Below are 16,536 nucleotides of genomic sequence, written 5' to 3'. Positions count from 1 at the left end.
TCACCTATCAACCCGTCTCAAAAAATCGGCGAGCTTTTGGTTGCTTTCGCGTGGGCTTTCCACCGTTGCCCAATGTCCGCACCGATCCAGCGACGAGAGCACGGCGCCCTTGATTTTATCGGCAAGCGCCTGGGCGACGCCGGGCGGATTGACGGTGTCGGCATCGCCGGTGACCAGCAGCGTCGGCGCAGAGATACGCCTGAGATCGACGGCGGTCGCCTTGGCCAGCGCCTCGCAGGTGCGGGCATAGGATTCCGGATCCTGGCGGGTGATCGATTCCCGCACGAAGGCGACGGCGGCCGGAGATGTCTCCCGCGTGTGTGCCGAGATGGCGTTGGCGACAATCTGGTCGGCTATGTCCGATATGCCGCCAGAGCGCGCCAGTTGCGCCCGCTTGCCCAGCCCTTGCCGCGTCGCCTCGGTCGGCTCCGCAAGGGCGCCGAACAACGCCAACGACCTGACCAGCGAAGGCTGCGCCGCCGCGATCTGCTGGCAAACGATGGTGCCCATCGAATGGCCGACGAAATGCGCCGTGGAAACGCCCATGCCGACCAAGGCACGGATCACCGCCTCGCTCATGCCTTCGATGGGGAGCGGCTCGATCGGGCGTAGCGAACGGCCGGAGCCCGGCAAATCGAGCCGGATGACGCGATAGGCCGACAATGCCGCCATCTGCGGCTGGAACATGTTCGAGGTGCCGCCAAGGCCGTGGATCATCACCACGGCGGCGCCGTCGCCCACTGTTTCGGCAACAACCTGGCCAACCGTCACCGTGGTCATCGTGCGTGCTCCGCGAAGCGGTTTTCCAGCGTGCCGATGCCATCGATCTCGATGCGCACGACGTCGCCGGCCTTGAGGTATTTCGGCGGATCGAAGCCGATGCCGACGCCGACCGGCGTGCCGGTGGCGATGATGTCGCCGGGCTTCAGCGTAATGCCTTGCGACAGCGTGGCGATGATGGTCGGGATATCGAAGATCAACAGCGATATGCGGGAGTCCTGGCGCAGATCCTCGTTGACGAAACACCTGATGCCGGCGGTCGCCAGGTCGAGCTCGTCCCTTGTCACCGCCCAGGGCCCCATCGGGCAGAACGTGTCCTGCGACTTGCCGATCAGCCACTGGCTGTATTTGCCCTGCAGATCGCGCGCGGTGACGTCGTTGACAATGGTGTAGCCCCAGACATGGTCGAGCGCGTTTTCCCTCGAAATGCCGCGCCCGCCCTTGCCGATGATGACGGCCAGTTCCGCCTCATAGTCGATGGCTGTCGAGACCGAAGGATCGATCAGCACGCTGGCATGGTTTGCGACCACCGATTCCGGCACTTTGGAAAAGATGATCGGGTGCTTGGGGACCGCGCCGGCGCCGGCGCTGGAATCGAAGCCCGAGCGGGCGAATTCGTGCGCGTGCTCGTGATAATTCTTGCCGACACAGAAAATGTTGCGGCGCGGCTGCGGGATCGGCGCCTCGATCTCGACCTGCGCCAGAGGGATCGGCGACAAGGTGCGCGGAACACCGGCGCCATTGCGCTCGATCAGCGCCAGGATGCCCGACCTGGCCTGGTCGACCGAAAAATCGAAAGGCGCGATGGTCTGGGCGTCGAGATCGACAAGGCCCACGCGGCGTTCGCCAGCGATCGAGAAAGTCGCGACCCGCATCCAGTTCCTCCCTGAACCAATATTGAGCCAATTTCTTGCTCTTTTGTTACACGCTATCGTCGATTGGTTTAGGCCGCAAGCAGAATCTGAACTGGCGCCATCAAAAAAAATCAAGAGCTGGAGGCATATGCCGCCTCACAATGGAGTGAGGGGCGGTCATGGACGGCAGCGCCGGAAGCTGCTATCGATGGTTCAACATTGGATCAGATAAAAGCGACCAGAAATGCCCAAGCTTGTCGCCAGTGACATCGCCACCGCGCTGAAGAAGCGGATATCTTCCGGCGAGTGGATCGAGAATGGCCGCATCCCGCCGGAGCGCGATCTGGCCAGCGAATTCGGCGTCGCGCGCAACACGATGCGGCGCGCCGTTTCCTTCCTCGAGGACGAAGGAACGGTGGTGCGCCATGTCGGGCGCGGCACCTTCCTGACCGCCACCAATCCGGCTTCGATGGCGGCGGTCGTCGGCCGCATGGAGGGCACCAGCCCGGCCGACATGATGGAAATCAGGCAGTTGCTCGAGCCGGCGGCGGCATCGTTCGCCGCCACCAACGCCAGCGCCATGGAGCTCAATGCGGTGCGCGAGGCGCACAGAATTGCCTGCGAAGCGCAGGACATGCCGACCTTCGAACACTGGGACGCCGAGTTCCACCACCGCATCTTCGCCTGCTCGCGCAACGAATTCCTCAAGGAGATCCACAATCTGATGCGCATCCTGCGCAATCAGGCACCGTGGTTCGAAATGAAGAAACGTTCCTTTTCCGAGGAGCGCCGCGGCATCTACTGCAGCGAACACCAGACGGTTCTGGACGCCCTGCTGCGCCGCGACCCGGAGAGCGCCAGCCAGGCCATGCTGGCGCATCTCAAAACCGTCGAGCGCAATCTTTTGGGACGGTGACCGCACCGGGAAGGCGCGGAATAGCTGCCTTCAATAGGGCAGGCCGACATAGTTCTCCGCCAACGCGGTCGATGCCGCGCGCGAGTGCACGAGGTAATCGAGCTCGGCCTCCTGGATGCGCTGGCCGAAATCGCCGGTGTCGGGAAAGCGATGCAGCATGGTCGTCATCCACCAGGAAAAGCGCACCGCCTTCCAGACCCGCGCCAGCGCCTTGCCCGAATAGGCGTCGATGCCGGCCATGGATTTTTCGCGGTAGAAGTCCCGCAAACCGGCAAAGAGATAGCGGACGTCGCTGGCGGCGAGGTTGAGACCTTTGGCGCCCGTCGGCGGCACGATGTGGGCGGCGTCGCCGACCAGGAACAGCCGGCCGAAGCGCATCGGCTCGGCAACGAAGGAGCGCAGCGGCGCGATCGACTTCTCGAAGGACGGCCCGGTGGTGACGCTTGCTGCCGTCCGCTCCGGCAAGCGGCGGCGCAACTCGTCCCAGAAGCGGTCGTCGGACCATGCCTCGACCCGGTCGTCCTGCGGGCACTGCACGTAGTAGCGGCTGCGGTGCGTCGAGCGCATCGAGCACAGCGCGAAGCCCCGCTCATGATTGGCGTAGACCAGTTCATGATCGGCCGGCGGCACTTCGGCCAGCACGCCGAGCCAGCCGAACGGATACTGCCGTTCGAAGGTTTTCAGCGCCCGCGCCGGCGCCGATTTGCGGCTGACGCCATGATAGCCGTCACAGCCGGCGATGAAGTCGCAGTCGATACGGTGAGTGATGCCGTCCTTCTCGTAGGTGACGAAAGGCGCGGCGCCGTCGAAATCGTGCAGCGCTACATCGGCGGCCTCGTAGACGGTGACGAGCCCGGCCGCCTCGCGCTTGTCCATCAGATCATGCGTCACCTCGGTCTGACCATAGACGGTGACATGCTTGCCGCCGGTCAGCGCGGAAAGGTCGATGCGGTGCAGGCGGCCGTCGAAAGCGAGCGAGATGCCGGAATGCGGAAGGCCTTCGGCATGCAGGCGGTCCGCGGCGCCCGCTTCGCCAAGCAGGTCGACCGTGCCCTGTTCGAGCACGCCGGCGCGCACGCGGCCAAGCACGTGCTCGCGGCTCGACCGCTCGAGGATGACGGTCTCGATGCCTATTGTGGCGAGCAACTGGCCAAGCAGCAGGCCGGACGGCCCCGAGCCGACGATCAGAACCTGGGTGCGCATCAGTGGCCGAGACTTTCGATCCGCGCGGCCAGTTCGGCGGCGAGCCGCAAGGATGCGGCCGTCGCGACGACCATCTGCGGCAGCAACAGCCATTCCAGCGTCCATGCAGCACCCGAGCGTTCCTGCTCATGCACCAGCGCCTGATGCATGCCGGAAAGCTGCGTGGCGTTGAAACGGGCAAGCGCCACCAGCGCCTCTGCCTTCACCGGGTTCTGCTTGTGCGGCATGGCCGACGAGCCACCGCCGCCGGATAGGGCGATGTCGGCGCCGCCTTGCGCCAGCAGCGCGATGTCCTGGCCGAACTTGCCGAGGCTGCCTGTCACCAGCGATAGCCAATTGGCGAAATCGGCGAGCGCGTCACGCTGGCTGTGCCATTGCGACGCGTCGGCGAGACCCAGCTTCGCCGCAAGCGCAGCGCGTATCGCGGGCCCCTGGTCGCCAAGTTTTTCCAGCGTGCCGGCGGCACCGCCGAATTGCACGACGAGCAGGCGTGCCGATTGCTGTGACAGTCTTTCCTGATGCCGCTGCAGCGGTGCGCGCCAGGCATTGACGCGATCCGCCACCTTGATCGGGATTGCCGCCTGCATGCGCGTCATGCCGGTCAGTGCCCTGCCCCCGAAGCGGTCCTCCAGAGACACCAAACGTATGATGGTCTCGGTCAGCAGCAGGCTGAGATGCTCGACGACGGATTTCAGCCGCAGCACAAGGCTGGTGTCAATGACGTCCTGGCTGGTCGCGCCGAAATGAACCGAACCGCCATGTGGTTCGCCGACGGCCAGTTTGATCTGGCGCACCAGCTCCGGCACGACGACGCCATCCCTGGTGACGCCGGCGCGCAGCTTGCCGGTATCCGGCCGGAACGAGGCAATCGCCTTGACGATCGCCGCCGCGGCCTCTTGAGGAATGATGCCGCAGTCGGCCTCGGCTTCGGCCAACGCACGCTCGAAGGCGAGCATGGCGGCAATGTCGGCTTCCATCGAAAAATGCCGCGCCGCCTCCTCGTCGCCGAGCAGGCCCGAAAGCAGCGGATGGTCAAAGGGCGATACGGTCATGTCCTGCTCGTTGTGTCCATCAACTGTCGAAGAAGACGGTTTCCTTCTCCCCCTGGAGATGGATGTCGAAGACATAGGCGTCGCCCTGGCGCTCGGCGATCAGCGTCGACACGCGAACGCGGTGCTCGATGCGCGCCAGGATCGGATCCTGCGCATTGGCCTCTTCCTCGTCGGAAAAATAGAGCCGTGTATGCAGACCGAGGTTGATGCCGCGCGCGACGATCCAGAGCGTGATGTGCGGCGCCATCAGGCGGCCGTCGCGGAACGGCACACGGCCGGGCTTGATGGTCTCGAACGAGCAGAGCCCGGTTTCCATGTCAGTCGGGGAACGGCCCCAGCCGTGGAAATTTGGATCGGCGGCGCCGCGCATCTCCGAAGGCGAATTGTAGAGCCCGTCGGCATCCGCCTGCCAGATCTCGATCAACGCGTCTTTCAACGGCGCGCCGGTGCCGTCGAGCACGCGAATGCGCAGGCCGATGCGTTCGCCCTTGGTCCTGTCGTTGACCATGGTCGCGCCAAGATCGCTCGCGTAGACGCCGTCGATGCCGCAGAAATTGGGCGTCAGCCCGATATGGACATAAGGTCCGGCGGTCTGCGAAGGGCTCTCCTTCGGCCGGTCGGGCGACTGCGCCATCAATTGCCCTCCGGCCTGTTCTCGAACAGCGTCGAGCGGCGCCCGCGCAGGACGATGTCGAATTTGTAGGCAAGCGCATCCATCGGGATTGTCGACTGCATGTCGAGCGCGGCAATCAGTGCTTCGACGGCCGCCTTGTCGCGAATGCCGCCGACGATCGGACAGCGCCAGATCAGCGGATCGCCCTCGAAATACATTTGCGTGATCAGCCGCTGCGCGAAGCCGTGGCCGAAAACCGAGAAATGGATGTGCGCCGGCCGCCAATCGTTCGGGCCATTCGGCCAGGGATAGGGACCGGGCCGGACGGTGCGAAAGGCATAGGAACCATCCTCGCCCGTGATGGTGCGGCCACAGCCGCCGAAATTCGGATCGAGCGGCGCCAGATAACCGTCCTTTTTGTGGCGATAGCGGCCGCCGGCATTGGCCTGCCAGAATTCGAGCAGCGCACCGGGGACGCCAATTCCGCGCTCGTCGAGCACCCGTCCATGGACGATGATGCGCTCGCCAATGGCGCTCTCGCCTGGCATGGCGAAATTGTGGATCAGGTCGTTGTCGCGTTCACCGATCATGGCATGGCCAAACACCGGGCCGGTCAGTTCCGACAGCGTGTTGTCGAATGACAGCAATGCCTTTTGCGGCGACCGCAGCACCGAACTCTTGTAGCCCGGCGTCAAGGCCGGCGGATGCCATTGGCGGTCGCGCTGGAAGAAGGCGCCGGTTTCCGGCGTCCGGTTGGAACCGGGCTCAGACATGGGCAGCCTTGTCTGCGTCCATTTCCGCAAACACCTCCTTGGCAATCTTGAAGGCGCGGTTGGCGGCCGGCACGCCGGCATAGATGGCGACATGCAGGAACGCCTCGCAGATATCCTCGCGCGTCGCACCGGTGTTGGCGGTGGCGCGCACATGCATGGCGACCTCCTCATCATGGCCGAGTGCCGCCAGCAACGCCAGCGTGACGATAGAGCGCTCGCGCTTGCTGAAGCCTGGCCTGGCCCATACCGTTCCCCAGGCCGCCTCGGTGATCAGGTCCTGGAAGGGTTGGTCGAAATCGGTGGCGGCGACCTCGGCCCGGTCGACATGGCGATCGCCGAGCACTGACCGCCGCACGGCAAGGCCCGTGCGGTACCTGGCTGCGTTGCCGGGGACTTCATCCATGGGTTTCTCCGCAGGAAAGCGAGGCGACGAAGTCGCGGATCAAGGTGGTGAGCGCTTCGGGCTGTTCGACGCACGGGATATGTCCCGCGTCGCGGATCAATTCGAAGCGCGCGCCGGGGATCAAAGCGGCCAGCGAGCGGACAAGATCGGGAGGCGTCGAGCCATCCTGGTCACCGGCGACGCACAGCGTCGGCACCACGATGCGGCGAGCCGCGTCGGTGAAATCCGCGTCGCGAACCGCCGCGCAAGTCCCGATGTAGCCGGCGGTCGATTGCCGGGTCATCATGTTCCAGTAGCCGTCAAGCTCGGCCACCCGCGCCGAATGGAAGGCGGGGGTGAACCACACTTTGAGCACGCCATCGGCAATCGCCTGGATGCCCTTGCTTTCGACCGTCGCGATGCGTGTATTCCAGCTGTCCGCCGTGCCGATCTTGTGGGCGGTGTCGCACAGGATCATGGCCTCGACGATTTCGGGCCGCCTGGCGTAAAGCCCTTGCGCGATCATGCCGCCGACCGACAGGCCGCACAGCACGACCTTCTCCAACCCGAAATGATCGATGAGCGCCGAGAGATCGTCGACATGATCGTCGATCGACCTGATGTCGCCGATGTCGGACAGCCCGTGGCCGCGCTTGTCGTAGACCAGCAAGGGCATTTGCCCCTCAAGTGCGGTGACAATTTCGTCCCATATGCGGAAGTCGGTGCCGAGCGAATTGATGAATACCAGCGGTGGCGTGCTACCGTTCGCCGCGACATATCGGTGATGCAGCGTGATGCCGCCAAGGGTGACGAATGGCACGGTTTCAATCCTCCATCCCCACATTGCACAAGGCATTTGGTTCGGTAAAATGATATTTTGCGCCGTTTCATTAACTCAGGGGTTATCAAACTCATGTCCGAGAGCCGCATCCGGTTCCGTCACCTGCAGGCCTTCCTGGAAGTCGCGCGGCAGGGCAGCGTGGCCCGCGCCGCCGATTTTCTGCATGTCAGCGCGCCGGCGGTGACCAAGACGCTGCGTGAACTGGAAGAAGCGCTCGGTGTCGCCGTCGTCGAGCGGGACGGGCGCGGCATCCGCGTCACCAGGCTTGGCGAGATTTTCCTCGGCCATGCCGGCTCGGCGATCACGGCTCTGAAGCGTGGCGTCGATTCCGTGCGCCAGGACGGCGCCGTCAATCGCCATCCGATCCGCATCGGCGCGCTGCCGACCGTGTCGGCGAAGGTCATGCCGCGGGCCATGAGCCTGTTCCTGAGGGAAAATACCGGAGCCGCGCTCAAGATCGTCACCGGCGAGAACGCCGTTCTGCTCGAACAGTTGCGCACCGGCGCGCTCGACCTCGTCGTCGGGCGGCTGGCGGCGCCCGAGAACATGACCGGCTTCTTCTTTGAGCATCTCTATTCCGAACAGGTGTTGTTCGTGGTGCGGGCCGGACATCCGTTGCTGGAGCCGGAGGCCGACATCTTCGCCAGCCTCGACGACTTCCCGGTGCTGATGCCGACACGCGAATCCGTCATCCGCCCGTTTGTCGATCGCCTGTTCATAACCAACGGCATGACCGCGCCGGCCACCGAGATCGAGACGGTCTCGGATTCGTTCGGCCGCGCGTTCATGCGGCAGAGCAATGCGGTGTGGATCATTTCGGCCGGCGTGGTCGCCAACGAGATCGCCAGCGGCGCTTTCGTGGCCTTGCCGGTCGACACCGAGGAAACCAAGGGGCCGGTCGGGCTGACGATGCGCACCGACACAGCCCCCTCGCCCGCTTTCTCCATCCTGCTGCAAACCATTCGCGAGGCGGCAAGGCCGGGCAATTGAGACCCTGGACGGCCGACAGGCCCTCCGGGCCGTCGAAAATCTCTTAACCCAGAGGTTAGTGAAACGCGGCAAAATATCATTTTACCGAACCAAAACGCTGGTGCACTGTACCTATGGAGGAGCCATAAGGGAGGAACACATGACCCAATTTATCGGCAGCAGATCCATTGTTCGTGACGTGTCGCGGCGCCAGTTCATCGCCACCTCGATCGCCGGCGGCGCGGCATTGGCACTTGGCGGCAAGAAGGCCTTCGCCCAGGCAGGCGACACGCTGAAGATCGGCTTCGTCAGCCCGCGCACCGGGCCGCTGGCCGGCTTCGGCCAGACCGACGGCTATGTGCTGGATCTCGCCCGCAAGGCGCTCGCCGGCGGTCTTGAGATCGGTGGCAAGAAATACAGCGTGGAAATCCTCGACCAGGATACGCAATCGGATCCCTCCCGTGCCGGCCAGTTGGCCAAGGACCTGATCAACAACCAGGCCATCGACCTGATGCTGGCCGTCTCGACGCCCGAGGTGATCAATCCGGTGGCCGATGCCTGCGAAGCCGCCGGTGTGCCGTGCCTGTCGACGGTCATGCCGTGGGAAGCCTGGTATTTCGGCCGTGGCGCCAAGCCGGGCGCGCCCTCGCCGTTCAAATGGACCTACCATTTCGGCTTCGGCGTCGGTGAGTTCTTCAAGACCTACATCTCGCAGTGGAACCTGATCGAGACCAACAAGAAGGTCGGCGTCATGTATCCCAACGACGCCGACGGCAACGCCATCCGCGCCAATCTGGCACCGCTTTTGGCCAAGCAGGGTTTCACCATCGTCGACCCGGGCGCCTACGAGACCGGGACCACCGATTATTCCTCGCAGATCGCGCTGTTCAAGCAGGAAGGCGTCGAGATCTTCAACTCCTTCCCGATCCCGCCTGACTTCGCCGCCTTCTGGCGTCAGGCGGCACAGCAAGGGCTGATCAAGCAGATCAAGATCTGCCAGGTCGCCAAGACCGGGCTGTTTCCCTCGGATATCGAGGCGCTGGGCGATCTCGGCGCGAAGGTTTCCAGCGCCGCCTATTGGCACAAGGCCTTCCCGTACAAGTCGCCGCTGACCGGCGTTTCGGGAACCGAGCTTGCCGATGGCTATGAGGCGGCGAGCGGCAAGCAATGGACGCAGCAACTCGGCGCATCGATGTCGCTGCTCGACGCCGGCTTCGAGGCTTTGAAGGCGAGCACCGACGCCAAGGACAAGGCGGCGGTCGCCAAGGCGCTGAGCACGCTCAAGACCGAGACGATGATCGGCAAGGTCGACTTCACCAGCGGCCCGGTGGCCAATGTCTCGCCCGGACCGATCATCGGCACGCAATGGATTGCCGCCAAGGAAGGCAGTAAGTTCCCGCTCGACTATGTCGTGACCGAGAACGCCACTGACCCGAAGGTGCCGGTCGAGGCCAAGCTTCTGCCTTACAACGGCTGATGGACCGCTGACGAGGACCGTCTGGTGACCCATCCGCAACAACAGGCCGTTCTCGCCGCCGCCGGCATCCACAAGCGCTTCGGCGCGCTGGTGGTGCTGGATGCCGTCGACTTCACCATGTCGGCCGACGAGGCGGTCGGCATTGTCGGGCCGAACGGTGCCGGCAAGACGACGCTGCTCAGCGTGCTTTCAGGCGCCTTTCCGCCAAGCTCGGGGACGGTCAGCTTCAAGGGCGGCGACGTGACGTCCCTGCCGGCGACGCAGCGCTGCCGGCTCGGCCTGGTGCGCACGCACCAGGTGCCAAAACCGTTCAGCGGCATGACCACCTTCGAGAATGTCTTTGTCGCCGCCTCGCATGGCGCCGGCCTCGCCCGCGACGAGGCCTATGAGGAGGCGCTCGGCTCGCTGAAGCTGTGCGGCATGCTTGGGGTCGCCAACCGGCGCGCCGAGACGCTAGGGCTGCTCGATCGCAAGAGGCTGGAACTGGCGCGCGCATTGGCGGCCCGGCCGACGCTGCTGTTGCTGGACGAGATCGGCGGCGGCCTGACCGATGGCGAAGCCGGCGAACTGGTCGACACGATCAAGGAATTGCGCCGGCGCAAGATCGGCATCGTCTGGATCGAGCATATCGTTCACATCCTGCTGCAGGTGGCGGAGCGACTGATCTGCATGGATGCGGGCAAGATCATCGCCGATGGCGACCCGCAAACGGTGATGGCCGACCCACAGGTGATCCACGCCTATCTCGGCGGAGGCCCGAAATGAGCCTGTTGTCGGTGGAGAACCTGGTTGTCCGGCACGGCCTGCTGCAGGCGGTGCGCGGCGTGAGCTTCAGCGTCGAGCGCGGCGAGACGCTGGCGCTGGTCGGCGCCAACGGCGCCGGCAAGACGACGCTGCTCAGGGCCATCGCCGGCGCGCATCAGCCGGCGGCCGGCCGCGTGCTGCTGGATGGTGCCGATCTCACCAGCGTGCCATCGCACAGCCGCGTCGGCATGGGCATAGCGCTGGTGCCGGAGGGGCGAAAACTGTTCGTGCGGATGACGGTCGAGGAGAACCTTCTGCTCGGCAGGACCGCTGGGCGGCCAGGCGAGTGGAGCGTCGACAAGGTGCTCGAGATGTTTCCCAATCTGAAACCGCGCCGCCACGCCAGGACGGGTTACCTGTCGGGCGGCGAGCAGCAGGCGACGGCGATCGGCCGGGCGCTGATGAGCAATCCGGATGTCCTGCTGCTCGACGAGGTTTCGCTTGGCCTGTCGCCGCTGATCGTCGACCGCGTCTATGCGGCACTTCAGGGGCTGATCGCTTCAGGCACCACGATTATCCTGGTCGAGCAGGATCTCAACCGGGCGCTGTCGGTCTCCGACAAGGTCATCTGCATGCTGGAGGGGCGCATCGCGCTCGCCGCGGACAGCAAGAGCGTTTCGCGCGACGAGGTGACGAAAGCCTATTTCGGCCTGCACAGGCAGAAAGCCGAGCCGGCATGACCAACCAGATCATCCAGGGCATCCTGCTCGGCGGCTACTACGCGCTGATCGCCTGCGGCCTGTCTTTCATGTTTTCGGTGATGCGCATCATCAATCTCGCCCATGGCAGCCTTGCCGTGTTCGCAGCCTATGCGCTGTGGTGGCTCGCCTCGCGGCTCCACATCCCGCCGTTTTTCGGCCTGCTCATCGTCTTGCCCGTGATGGCCGTGATCGGCTGGGCGTTGCAGCGCTTCCTGCTCGAACGTAGCGCGCGCGGCGGCGCGCTGCTGCCGATCCTGACCACGTTCGGCCTCGCCATCGTCATCGACAACATGCTGTTCGAGCAGTTCGGAGCCGACACCCGTTCGCTGGCGCCCTTCATCGGCAGCCTGTCCTATGATTCCTGGGAATGGCCTGGCGGCATCTATGTCGGCAAGCTCGCGGTGATCATGTTCGCCACCGCCGTGATCCTGCTTGGCGGGCTGCAGCTGTTCCTGACCCGCACGCGGCTCGGCCGCTCGATCCGCGCCACGTCGGAAGACCCGGACACCGCCGGCCTGGTCGGCGTCGATGCACGGCGTGCCAACGCCATCGCCGCGGCCATCGCCATGGTCACCGTCGGCCTGGCTGGCGCCTTCCTCGGCATGCGCGCCACCTTCGATCCCTATGCCGGCGCGCCGCAATTGCTGTTTGCCTTCGAGGCGGCGGTTATCGGCGGCGCCGGGTCGCTGTGGGGAACGCTGATCGGCGGCATCGTGCTAGCGCTGGCCCAGACACTCGGCGCGCAGGTGCATCCGCAGGGATTTCTGATCGGCGGCCATGCCATGTTCCTCGTCGTGCTGTTCGTGCGGCTTTCGGCATCCGGCCTTGGCCTGCGCGGACTGTTGCGTCTGCCTTCCCGGAGCGGGTCATGAGCGCTGTCTCGACCTCGCCAGTCATCGAGCGCGGCACGGCGACGTCGCGGATCGCGGCGATCGCGGTCGCACTCATCATCGCGCTGCTGGCGGCCGCGCCGCAATTCCTGTCGGCCGGCGCGGTCGACCGGATGACGGCGCTGTTCATCTATGTAATCCTGGCGGCGATGTGGAACGCGCTGGCCGGCTTCGGCGGGCTGGTCTCGGTCGGCCAGCAGGTGTTCTTCGGGCTCGGCGCCTATTTCGCCATCCGGCTGGCTGACGCAGGCCTCAACCCTCTCCTGGCGCTGTTTGCATCGGGACTTATCGTCGGCGCCGTCTCCTGGCCGCTGTCGCTGTTCATGCTGCGGTTGAGGAATGGCGAGTTCGCCATCGGCATGTGGGTAATCGCGGCGCTGACCCATCTGCTGGTCAATCTCGACCGGCTGGTGCAGGGCGAGACCGGCACCTCGCTGATCTCGCTCAACGTCTACGATGCCGGCACGAGACGAACCACGATATACTGGTTGGCGCTGGTGTCGATGACCGCCCTGCTTGCCATCCTGTTCGGCCTGCTGCGCGGCAGCACGGGGGCCGCGATCCGCGCCATCCGAGACAATGAGGACGCCGCCGCTTCGGTCGGCGTGCGCGTCACCGGCACCAAGCGGCTGCTGTTCGTGCTGGCCGCCTTCGGCATCGGCATTGCCGGCGCGCTGTGGCTGGCGACGTCGATCACCTTCCAGCCGAAAACCTACTTCAACGTGCAGTGGACAGCCTACATGATCTTCATGGTGCTGGTCGGCGGCATCGGCACTTTCGAGGGCGCCATTCTGGGTGCCGTGGTGTTCTTCCTCATCGAGACGTGGTTTGGCGGCGCGGGCGTCTGGTACCTGGTCGGCCTCGGCGCTATCGCCGTGCTGTTCTCGCTGTTCCTGCCGCGCGGCCTGTGGGGCACGATCGAGGAGCGCTTCGGCCTGCGCCTGCTGCCCGTAGGCTACCGGGTCAGGCTACCCGGAAACCCGGCAGCGCCGGCCGACGACGGCACCGCGCCATCGCCGCAGACCACACAGCATCAGGAGAAAGCATGACCATGCTTTTCGGCAAGACGATTCTCATTACCGGCGTTGCCTCCGGCATCGGCGCGCGGACGGCGGAACTCGCCGGCCAGCTCGGCGCCGACGTGATCGGCGTCGATGTACGCGAGCCGGCCGCACCGGTCGACAGTTTCGTCAAGGCCGACATCTCGTCGAAGGCGGGCGTCGATGAGCTCATCGCGCGCCTGCCGCAGCGCATCGATGCACTCTGCAATGTCGCCGGCCTCTCCGGCAACACCGGTGCGGCCTCGACGCTGGCCGTCAACTTCTTCGGGCTGCGGGCGCTCTCGGAAGGGCTTGCGCCGAGACTTCGCGAAGGCGGCGCCATCGTCAACGTCGCCTCGATCGCCGGTTATGGCTGGCGCGCCAACCTCAACCGCGCCGCCTCGATGGTCGGCATCGGGGGTTTTCCCGATATCGCCAAAGTGGTCGCCGACCACGCGGTCAGGAACGAGGAAGGCTATCCCGTCTCCAAGGAGTTGCTGCTCTTGTGGACCATGCGCGCCGCGCATCAGGAGCTGTTCAGGCGCCGAGGCATCCGCGTCAATGCGGTGAGCCCCGGTCCGGTCGAGACGCCTATCCTGAAACAGTTCCGCGGCGTGCTCGGCGATGCCCGCGTCGACAGCGACATCGCCCGGGTCGGGCGTGCCGGCACATCGGGCGATATCGCGCCCGTGGTGCTGTTCCTGTGCTCGGATGGCGCGCGCTGGGTCAACGGCGCCAATGTGCCGGTTGACGGTGGCCTCGAAGCATCGATCAATGCCGAAGTGCTCGGCTTCCAACATCCAATCTGAGAAGCTCCATCGAGAGCGAGGGAAAGAACAATGGATATCGGACTTCTGATCGACGGCGACGAAAAGGCGGCAACAGGCAAGGCTTCCTACGAGCGCATGGACCCGTTCACCGGCAAATTGGCGACGCGTGCGGCGGCGGCGAGCGTGGCCGATGCCAACAGCGCCGTCGACGCGGCCGCCGCTGCCTTTCCCGCCTGGTCGAAGACCGGGCCTGGCGAGCGCCGCGCACTGCTCTCCAAAGCGGCCGACGTCATGGCGTCGAAAGTCGGCGAATTCACCAGGCTGATGATGGAAGAGACAGGTGCGACCGGCCCCTGGGCCGGCTTCAACGTCATGCTGGCGGCCAACATGCTGCGCGAGGCGGCCGCCATGACGACGCATATTTCTGGTGAGATCATCCCCTCCGACAAGCCGGGGACGCTGGCCATGGCGATCCGCCAGCCGGCAGGCGTCTGTCTCGGCATCGCGCCATGGAATGCGCCGGTCATTCTCGGTACCCGCGCCATCGCCATGCCGATCGCCTGCGGCAACACGGTGGTGCTGAAAGCCTCCGAAATGTGCCCCGGGACGCACCGGCTGATCGGCCAGGTGCTGGTCGAGGCGGGCCTGCCCAAGGGCGTCATCAATGTCGTCACCAACGATCCCAGGGACGCCGCCGGTATCGTCGAGGCGCTGGTCGCGCATCCCGCGGTCAAGCGCGTCAACTTCACCGGCTCGACCAAGGTCGGCCGGATCATCGCCGAGCTCGCCGGCCGGCACCTCAAGCCGGCGCTGCTCGAACTCGGCGGCAAGGCGCCGCTTTTGGTGCTGGACGATGCCGACATCGATGCTGCTGTTAACGCCGCGACCTTCGGCGCTTTCATGCATCAGGGCCAGATCTGCATGTCGACCGAGCGGCTGATCGTCGACGAAGGGATCGCCGACGAGTTCGTCGCCAAGCTCGCCGCCCGCGCCTCGCAGCTGCCGGCGGGCGACCCGCGCGGTCATGTCGTGCTGGGCTCGCTGATCAGCAGCCAGGCGGCTGACAAGATGGAGGAACTCGTTGCCGATGCGGTGGCCAAAGGGGCCAAGCTTGTCGCCGGCGGCAAGCGTACGGGCACCGTGGTCGAGGCAACGCTGCTCGACCACGTGACACCGGCGATGCGCGTCTATTCGGAAGAATCCTTCGGGCCGGTCAAGCCGGTGATCCGGGTGAAGGGCGAGGATGAGGCCGTGCGGGTGGCCAACGATACCGAATATGGCCTGTCGTCAGCCGTGTTCAGCCGCGACATCAAACGTGCGATGGCGGTCGCCGCCCGTATCGAGGCCGGCATCTGCCACATCAACGGACCGACGGTCGGCGATGAGGCGCAGATGCCGTTCGGCGGCGTCAAGGGCTCCGGCTATGGCCGCTTCGGCGGCAAAGCCTCGATCGCGGAATTCACTGACCTGCGCTGGGTGACGATCGAAGATCCGGGCCAGCACTATCCGTTCTGACCCAGCTTCGGGCTGCCGAGGCTCAAACACCCAGTGACGGCGTGAAGCGAACGCTGGCGGATGTTATCTGACCGGGCGCCAGCACGATGCAGCCGGTTTCGATCTGCTCGTCATCCATCCGGTTGAAAGCATCGGTGATGTTGCTGACCGGCTCGGCGCAAAAGAACGGCTCGCCCGGCGGCGTGTAGAGGACGAGACAATCGAGCGGCGCCTCCGCCTCGATGTTCAACTCCCGCCCCTGCTCCGGCCAAGAAATCCGGGCGCGGCGCGCCCATCCGGTGAAGATCGTGTCGAAGTCCACTTCCGACACGTCAAAGCCGATCGATGGATCGGCCCCGGCAGGCGGCGGGACATGCCGGACAGGCAGGACCTCCGCATCGGTTTCCCACATGCCTGACACCCGGGCCTGGACATGCGTCCACGGTGTCGACGGGAAATAGGGATGGAGGCCGAAGCCGACGGGCATCGGCGCGTCCGACAGGTTGCGCACCGCAATGGTCATGCAAAGCCTGCCGTCGGCCAGCGAGATCGCTTGCTCGGCTTCGTAGCTCCATGGCCAGGAATCGGCGGCATGGCGGTAGCGCAGGACGATCGCGCTGGCTTGGTGGCTCACGACGCTCCATGGGTGACGCCAGCCATGGCCGTGCTCATGATGTGGATCGTCAGGCTGGCTCGGCAATTGGATGGAACGCCCCGCGAATTCGAAGCGGCCACCTCTGATACGGTTGGAGTAGGGCACGAGCGGAAAGCAGGCCATGGCGCCGGCATCGCGACGGCTGATCGCCGCCGGGTCGGCGGGCCGCAGCCAATCCACGGCAGTGCCATTTGGCCACCAGCGATACGACGTCAGCGCTCCGCCAGCGGCTGGAGCAATGTCGACCGTGGCGATGCCGTCACTGATCGAGACCAGTTCCGTGTCCTGCGCGACGGCCACAGCGGAATTCTTTGTCATTGGC

At 65.1% G+C, this 16,536-nt stretch carries 18 protein-coding genes; 9 read left to right on the top strand and 9 right to left on the bottom strand.

Annotated elements, in window-relative coordinates:
- Together FJ948_RS14460 and FJ948_RS14455 are read right to left on the bottom strand one after the other, a co-directional pair.
- Positions 1 to 780 carry an alpha/beta fold hydrolase gene (locus tag FJ948_RS14460; RefSeq protein WP_140705460.1) on the bottom strand — a complete coding sequence of 260 codons (780 nt, stop codon included), beginning with the start codon at positions 778 to 780 and terminating at the stop codon, positions 1 to 3.
- On the bottom strand, positions 777 to 1,655 hold the full coding sequence (locus tag FJ948_RS14455) for a fumarylacetoacetate hydrolase family protein (protein ID WP_140705458.1): 879 nt from the start codon (positions 1,653 to 1,655) through the stop codon (positions 777 to 779). Before FJ948_RS14455 ends, FJ948_RS14460 begins: the two co-directional genes overlap by 4 nt.
- Before the next feature lie 223 nt (positions 1,656 to 1,878).
- Here FJ948_RS14455 and FJ948_RS14450 point away from each other — a divergent pair, with 223 nt between their 5' ends.
- Complete coding sequence (locus FJ948_RS14450; protein ID WP_140705456.1) at positions 1,879 to 2,550, top strand: FCD domain-containing protein; 672 nt, start codon at positions 1,879 to 1,881, stop codon at positions 2,548 to 2,550.
- A gap of 30 nt (positions 2,551 to 2,580) precedes the next feature.
- On the opposite strand, the gene pobA is transcribed toward FJ948_RS14450, so the two are convergent.
- Genes pobA through pcaD form a run of 6 tightly spaced genes read right to left on the bottom strand, consistent with a single transcriptional unit; the run spans position 2,581 to position 7,393 of the window.
- Positions 2,581 to 3,753: a 4-hydroxybenzoate 3-monooxygenase gene (gene pobA, locus FJ948_RS14445; protein WP_140705454.1), complete on the bottom strand. Its 1,173-nt coding sequence runs from the start codon at positions 3,751 to 3,753 to the stop codon at positions 2,581 to 2,583.
- Entirely contained in the window at positions 3,753 to 4,805 is a 1,053-nt protein-coding gene (locus FJ948_RS14440) for a 3-carboxy-cis,cis-muconate cycloisomerase (protein ID WP_140705452.1), read from the bottom strand. The genes pobA and FJ948_RS14440 overlap by 1 nt, the downstream gene beginning before the upstream one ends.
- A gap of 19 nt (positions 4,806 to 4,824) precedes the next feature.
- On the bottom strand, positions 4,825 to 5,439 hold the full coding sequence (gene pcaG, locus FJ948_RS14435; RefSeq protein ID WP_140705450.1) for a protocatechuate 3,4-dioxygenase subunit alpha: 615 nt from the start codon (positions 5,437 to 5,439) through the stop codon (positions 4,825 to 4,827).
- Positions 5,439 to 6,197 (bottom strand): protocatechuate 3,4-dioxygenase subunit beta, encoded by a 759-nt coding sequence (pcaH, locus tag FJ948_RS14430; RefSeq protein ID WP_181173684.1) that lies wholly within the window; start codon positions 6,195 to 6,197, stop codon positions 5,439 to 5,441. The genes pcaG and pcaH overlap by 1 nt, the downstream gene beginning before the upstream one ends.
- Positions 6,184 to 6,594 (bottom strand): 4-carboxymuconolactone decarboxylase, encoded by a 411-nt coding sequence (gene pcaC / locus FJ948_RS14425; RefSeq protein WP_140705446.1) that lies wholly within the window; start codon positions 6,592 to 6,594, stop codon positions 6,184 to 6,186. The genes pcaH and pcaC overlap by 14 nt, the downstream gene beginning before the upstream one ends.
- Entirely contained in the window at positions 6,587 to 7,393 is an 807-nt protein-coding gene (gene pcaD / locus FJ948_RS14420; RefSeq protein ID WP_140705444.1) for a 3-oxoadipate enol-lactonase, read from the bottom strand. The genes pcaC and pcaD overlap by 8 nt, the downstream gene beginning before the upstream one ends.
- A gap of 93 nt (positions 7,394 to 7,486) precedes the next feature.
- On the opposite strand from pcaD, the gene pcaQ reads away from it, so the two are divergent.
- From pcaQ to FJ948_RS14380, 8 genes are all read left to right on the top strand, one after another.
- Positions 7,487 to 8,404 (top strand): pca operon transcription factor PcaQ, encoded by a 918-nt coding sequence (gene pcaQ / locus FJ948_RS14415; RefSeq protein WP_140705442.1) that lies wholly within the window; start codon positions 7,487 to 7,489, stop codon positions 8,402 to 8,404.
- Between the two features lie 139 nt (positions 8,405 to 8,543).
- Positions 8,544 to 9,860: an ABC transporter substrate-binding protein gene (locus tag FJ948_RS14410; protein WP_140705440.1), complete on the top strand. Its 1,317-nt coding sequence runs from the start codon at positions 8,544 to 8,546 to the stop codon at positions 9,858 to 9,860.
- Positions 9,861 to 9,881: 21 nt separating this feature from the next.
- Positions 9,882 to 10,625 carry an ABC transporter ATP-binding protein gene (locus tag FJ948_RS14405; protein WP_140705438.1) on the top strand — a complete coding sequence of 248 codons (744 nt, stop codon included), beginning with the start codon at positions 9,882 to 9,884 and terminating at the stop codon, positions 10,623 to 10,625.
- The gene (locus FJ948_RS14400) at positions 10,622 to 11,344 is read left to right on the top strand and encodes an ABC transporter ATP-binding protein (protein WP_140705436.1); all 723 of its coding nucleotides are present in this window, start codon (positions 10,622 to 10,624) and stop codon (positions 11,342 to 11,344) included. Before FJ948_RS14405 ends, FJ948_RS14400 begins: the two co-directional genes overlap by 4 nt.
- Positions 11,341 to 12,237, top strand: a complete 897-nt coding sequence (locus tag FJ948_RS14395) for a branched-chain amino acid ABC transporter permease (protein ID WP_140705435.1) — start codon at positions 11,341 to 11,343, stop codon at positions 12,235 to 12,237. The genes FJ948_RS14400 and FJ948_RS14395 overlap by 4 nt, the downstream gene beginning before the upstream one ends.
- Positions 12,234 to 13,304, top strand: coding sequence for a branched-chain amino acid ABC transporter permease (locus FJ948_RS14390; protein WP_140705434.1), 1,071 nt, complete (start codon positions 12,234 to 12,236; stop codon positions 13,302 to 13,304). Before FJ948_RS14395 ends, FJ948_RS14390 begins: the two co-directional genes overlap by 4 nt.
- A gap of 2 nt (positions 13,305 to 13,306) precedes the next feature.
- Positions 13,307 to 14,104, top strand: a complete 798-nt coding sequence (locus tag FJ948_RS14385) for a coniferyl-alcohol dehydrogenase (RefSeq protein WP_140705910.1) — start codon at positions 13,307 to 13,309, stop codon at positions 14,102 to 14,104.
- 30 nt (positions 14,105 to 14,134) lie between these two features.
- Complete coding sequence (locus FJ948_RS14380; protein WP_140705432.1) at positions 14,135 to 15,580, top strand: aldehyde dehydrogenase; 1,446 nt, start codon at positions 14,135 to 14,137, stop codon at positions 15,578 to 15,580.
- A 22-nt stretch (positions 15,581 to 15,602) separates the two neighbouring features.
- Here the strand turns inward: FJ948_RS14380 and FJ948_RS14375 are convergent, their stop codons facing one another.
- The gene (locus FJ948_RS14375) at positions 15,603 to 16,532 is read right to left on the bottom strand and encodes an aldose 1-epimerase (RefSeq protein ID WP_140705430.1); all 930 of its coding nucleotides are present in this window, start codon (positions 16,530 to 16,532) and stop codon (positions 15,603 to 15,605) included.
- Between the last annotated feature and the right edge of the window lie 4 nt (positions 16,533 to 16,536).

Origin of the sequence: Mesorhizobium sp. B2-3-12, from assembly GCF_006442205.1 — a bacterium.
Lineage (GTDB): Bacteria > Pseudomonadota > Alphaproteobacteria > Rhizobiales > Rhizobiaceae > Mesorhizobium.
This window is presented reverse-complemented; position numbering and strand designations above follow the sequence as displayed.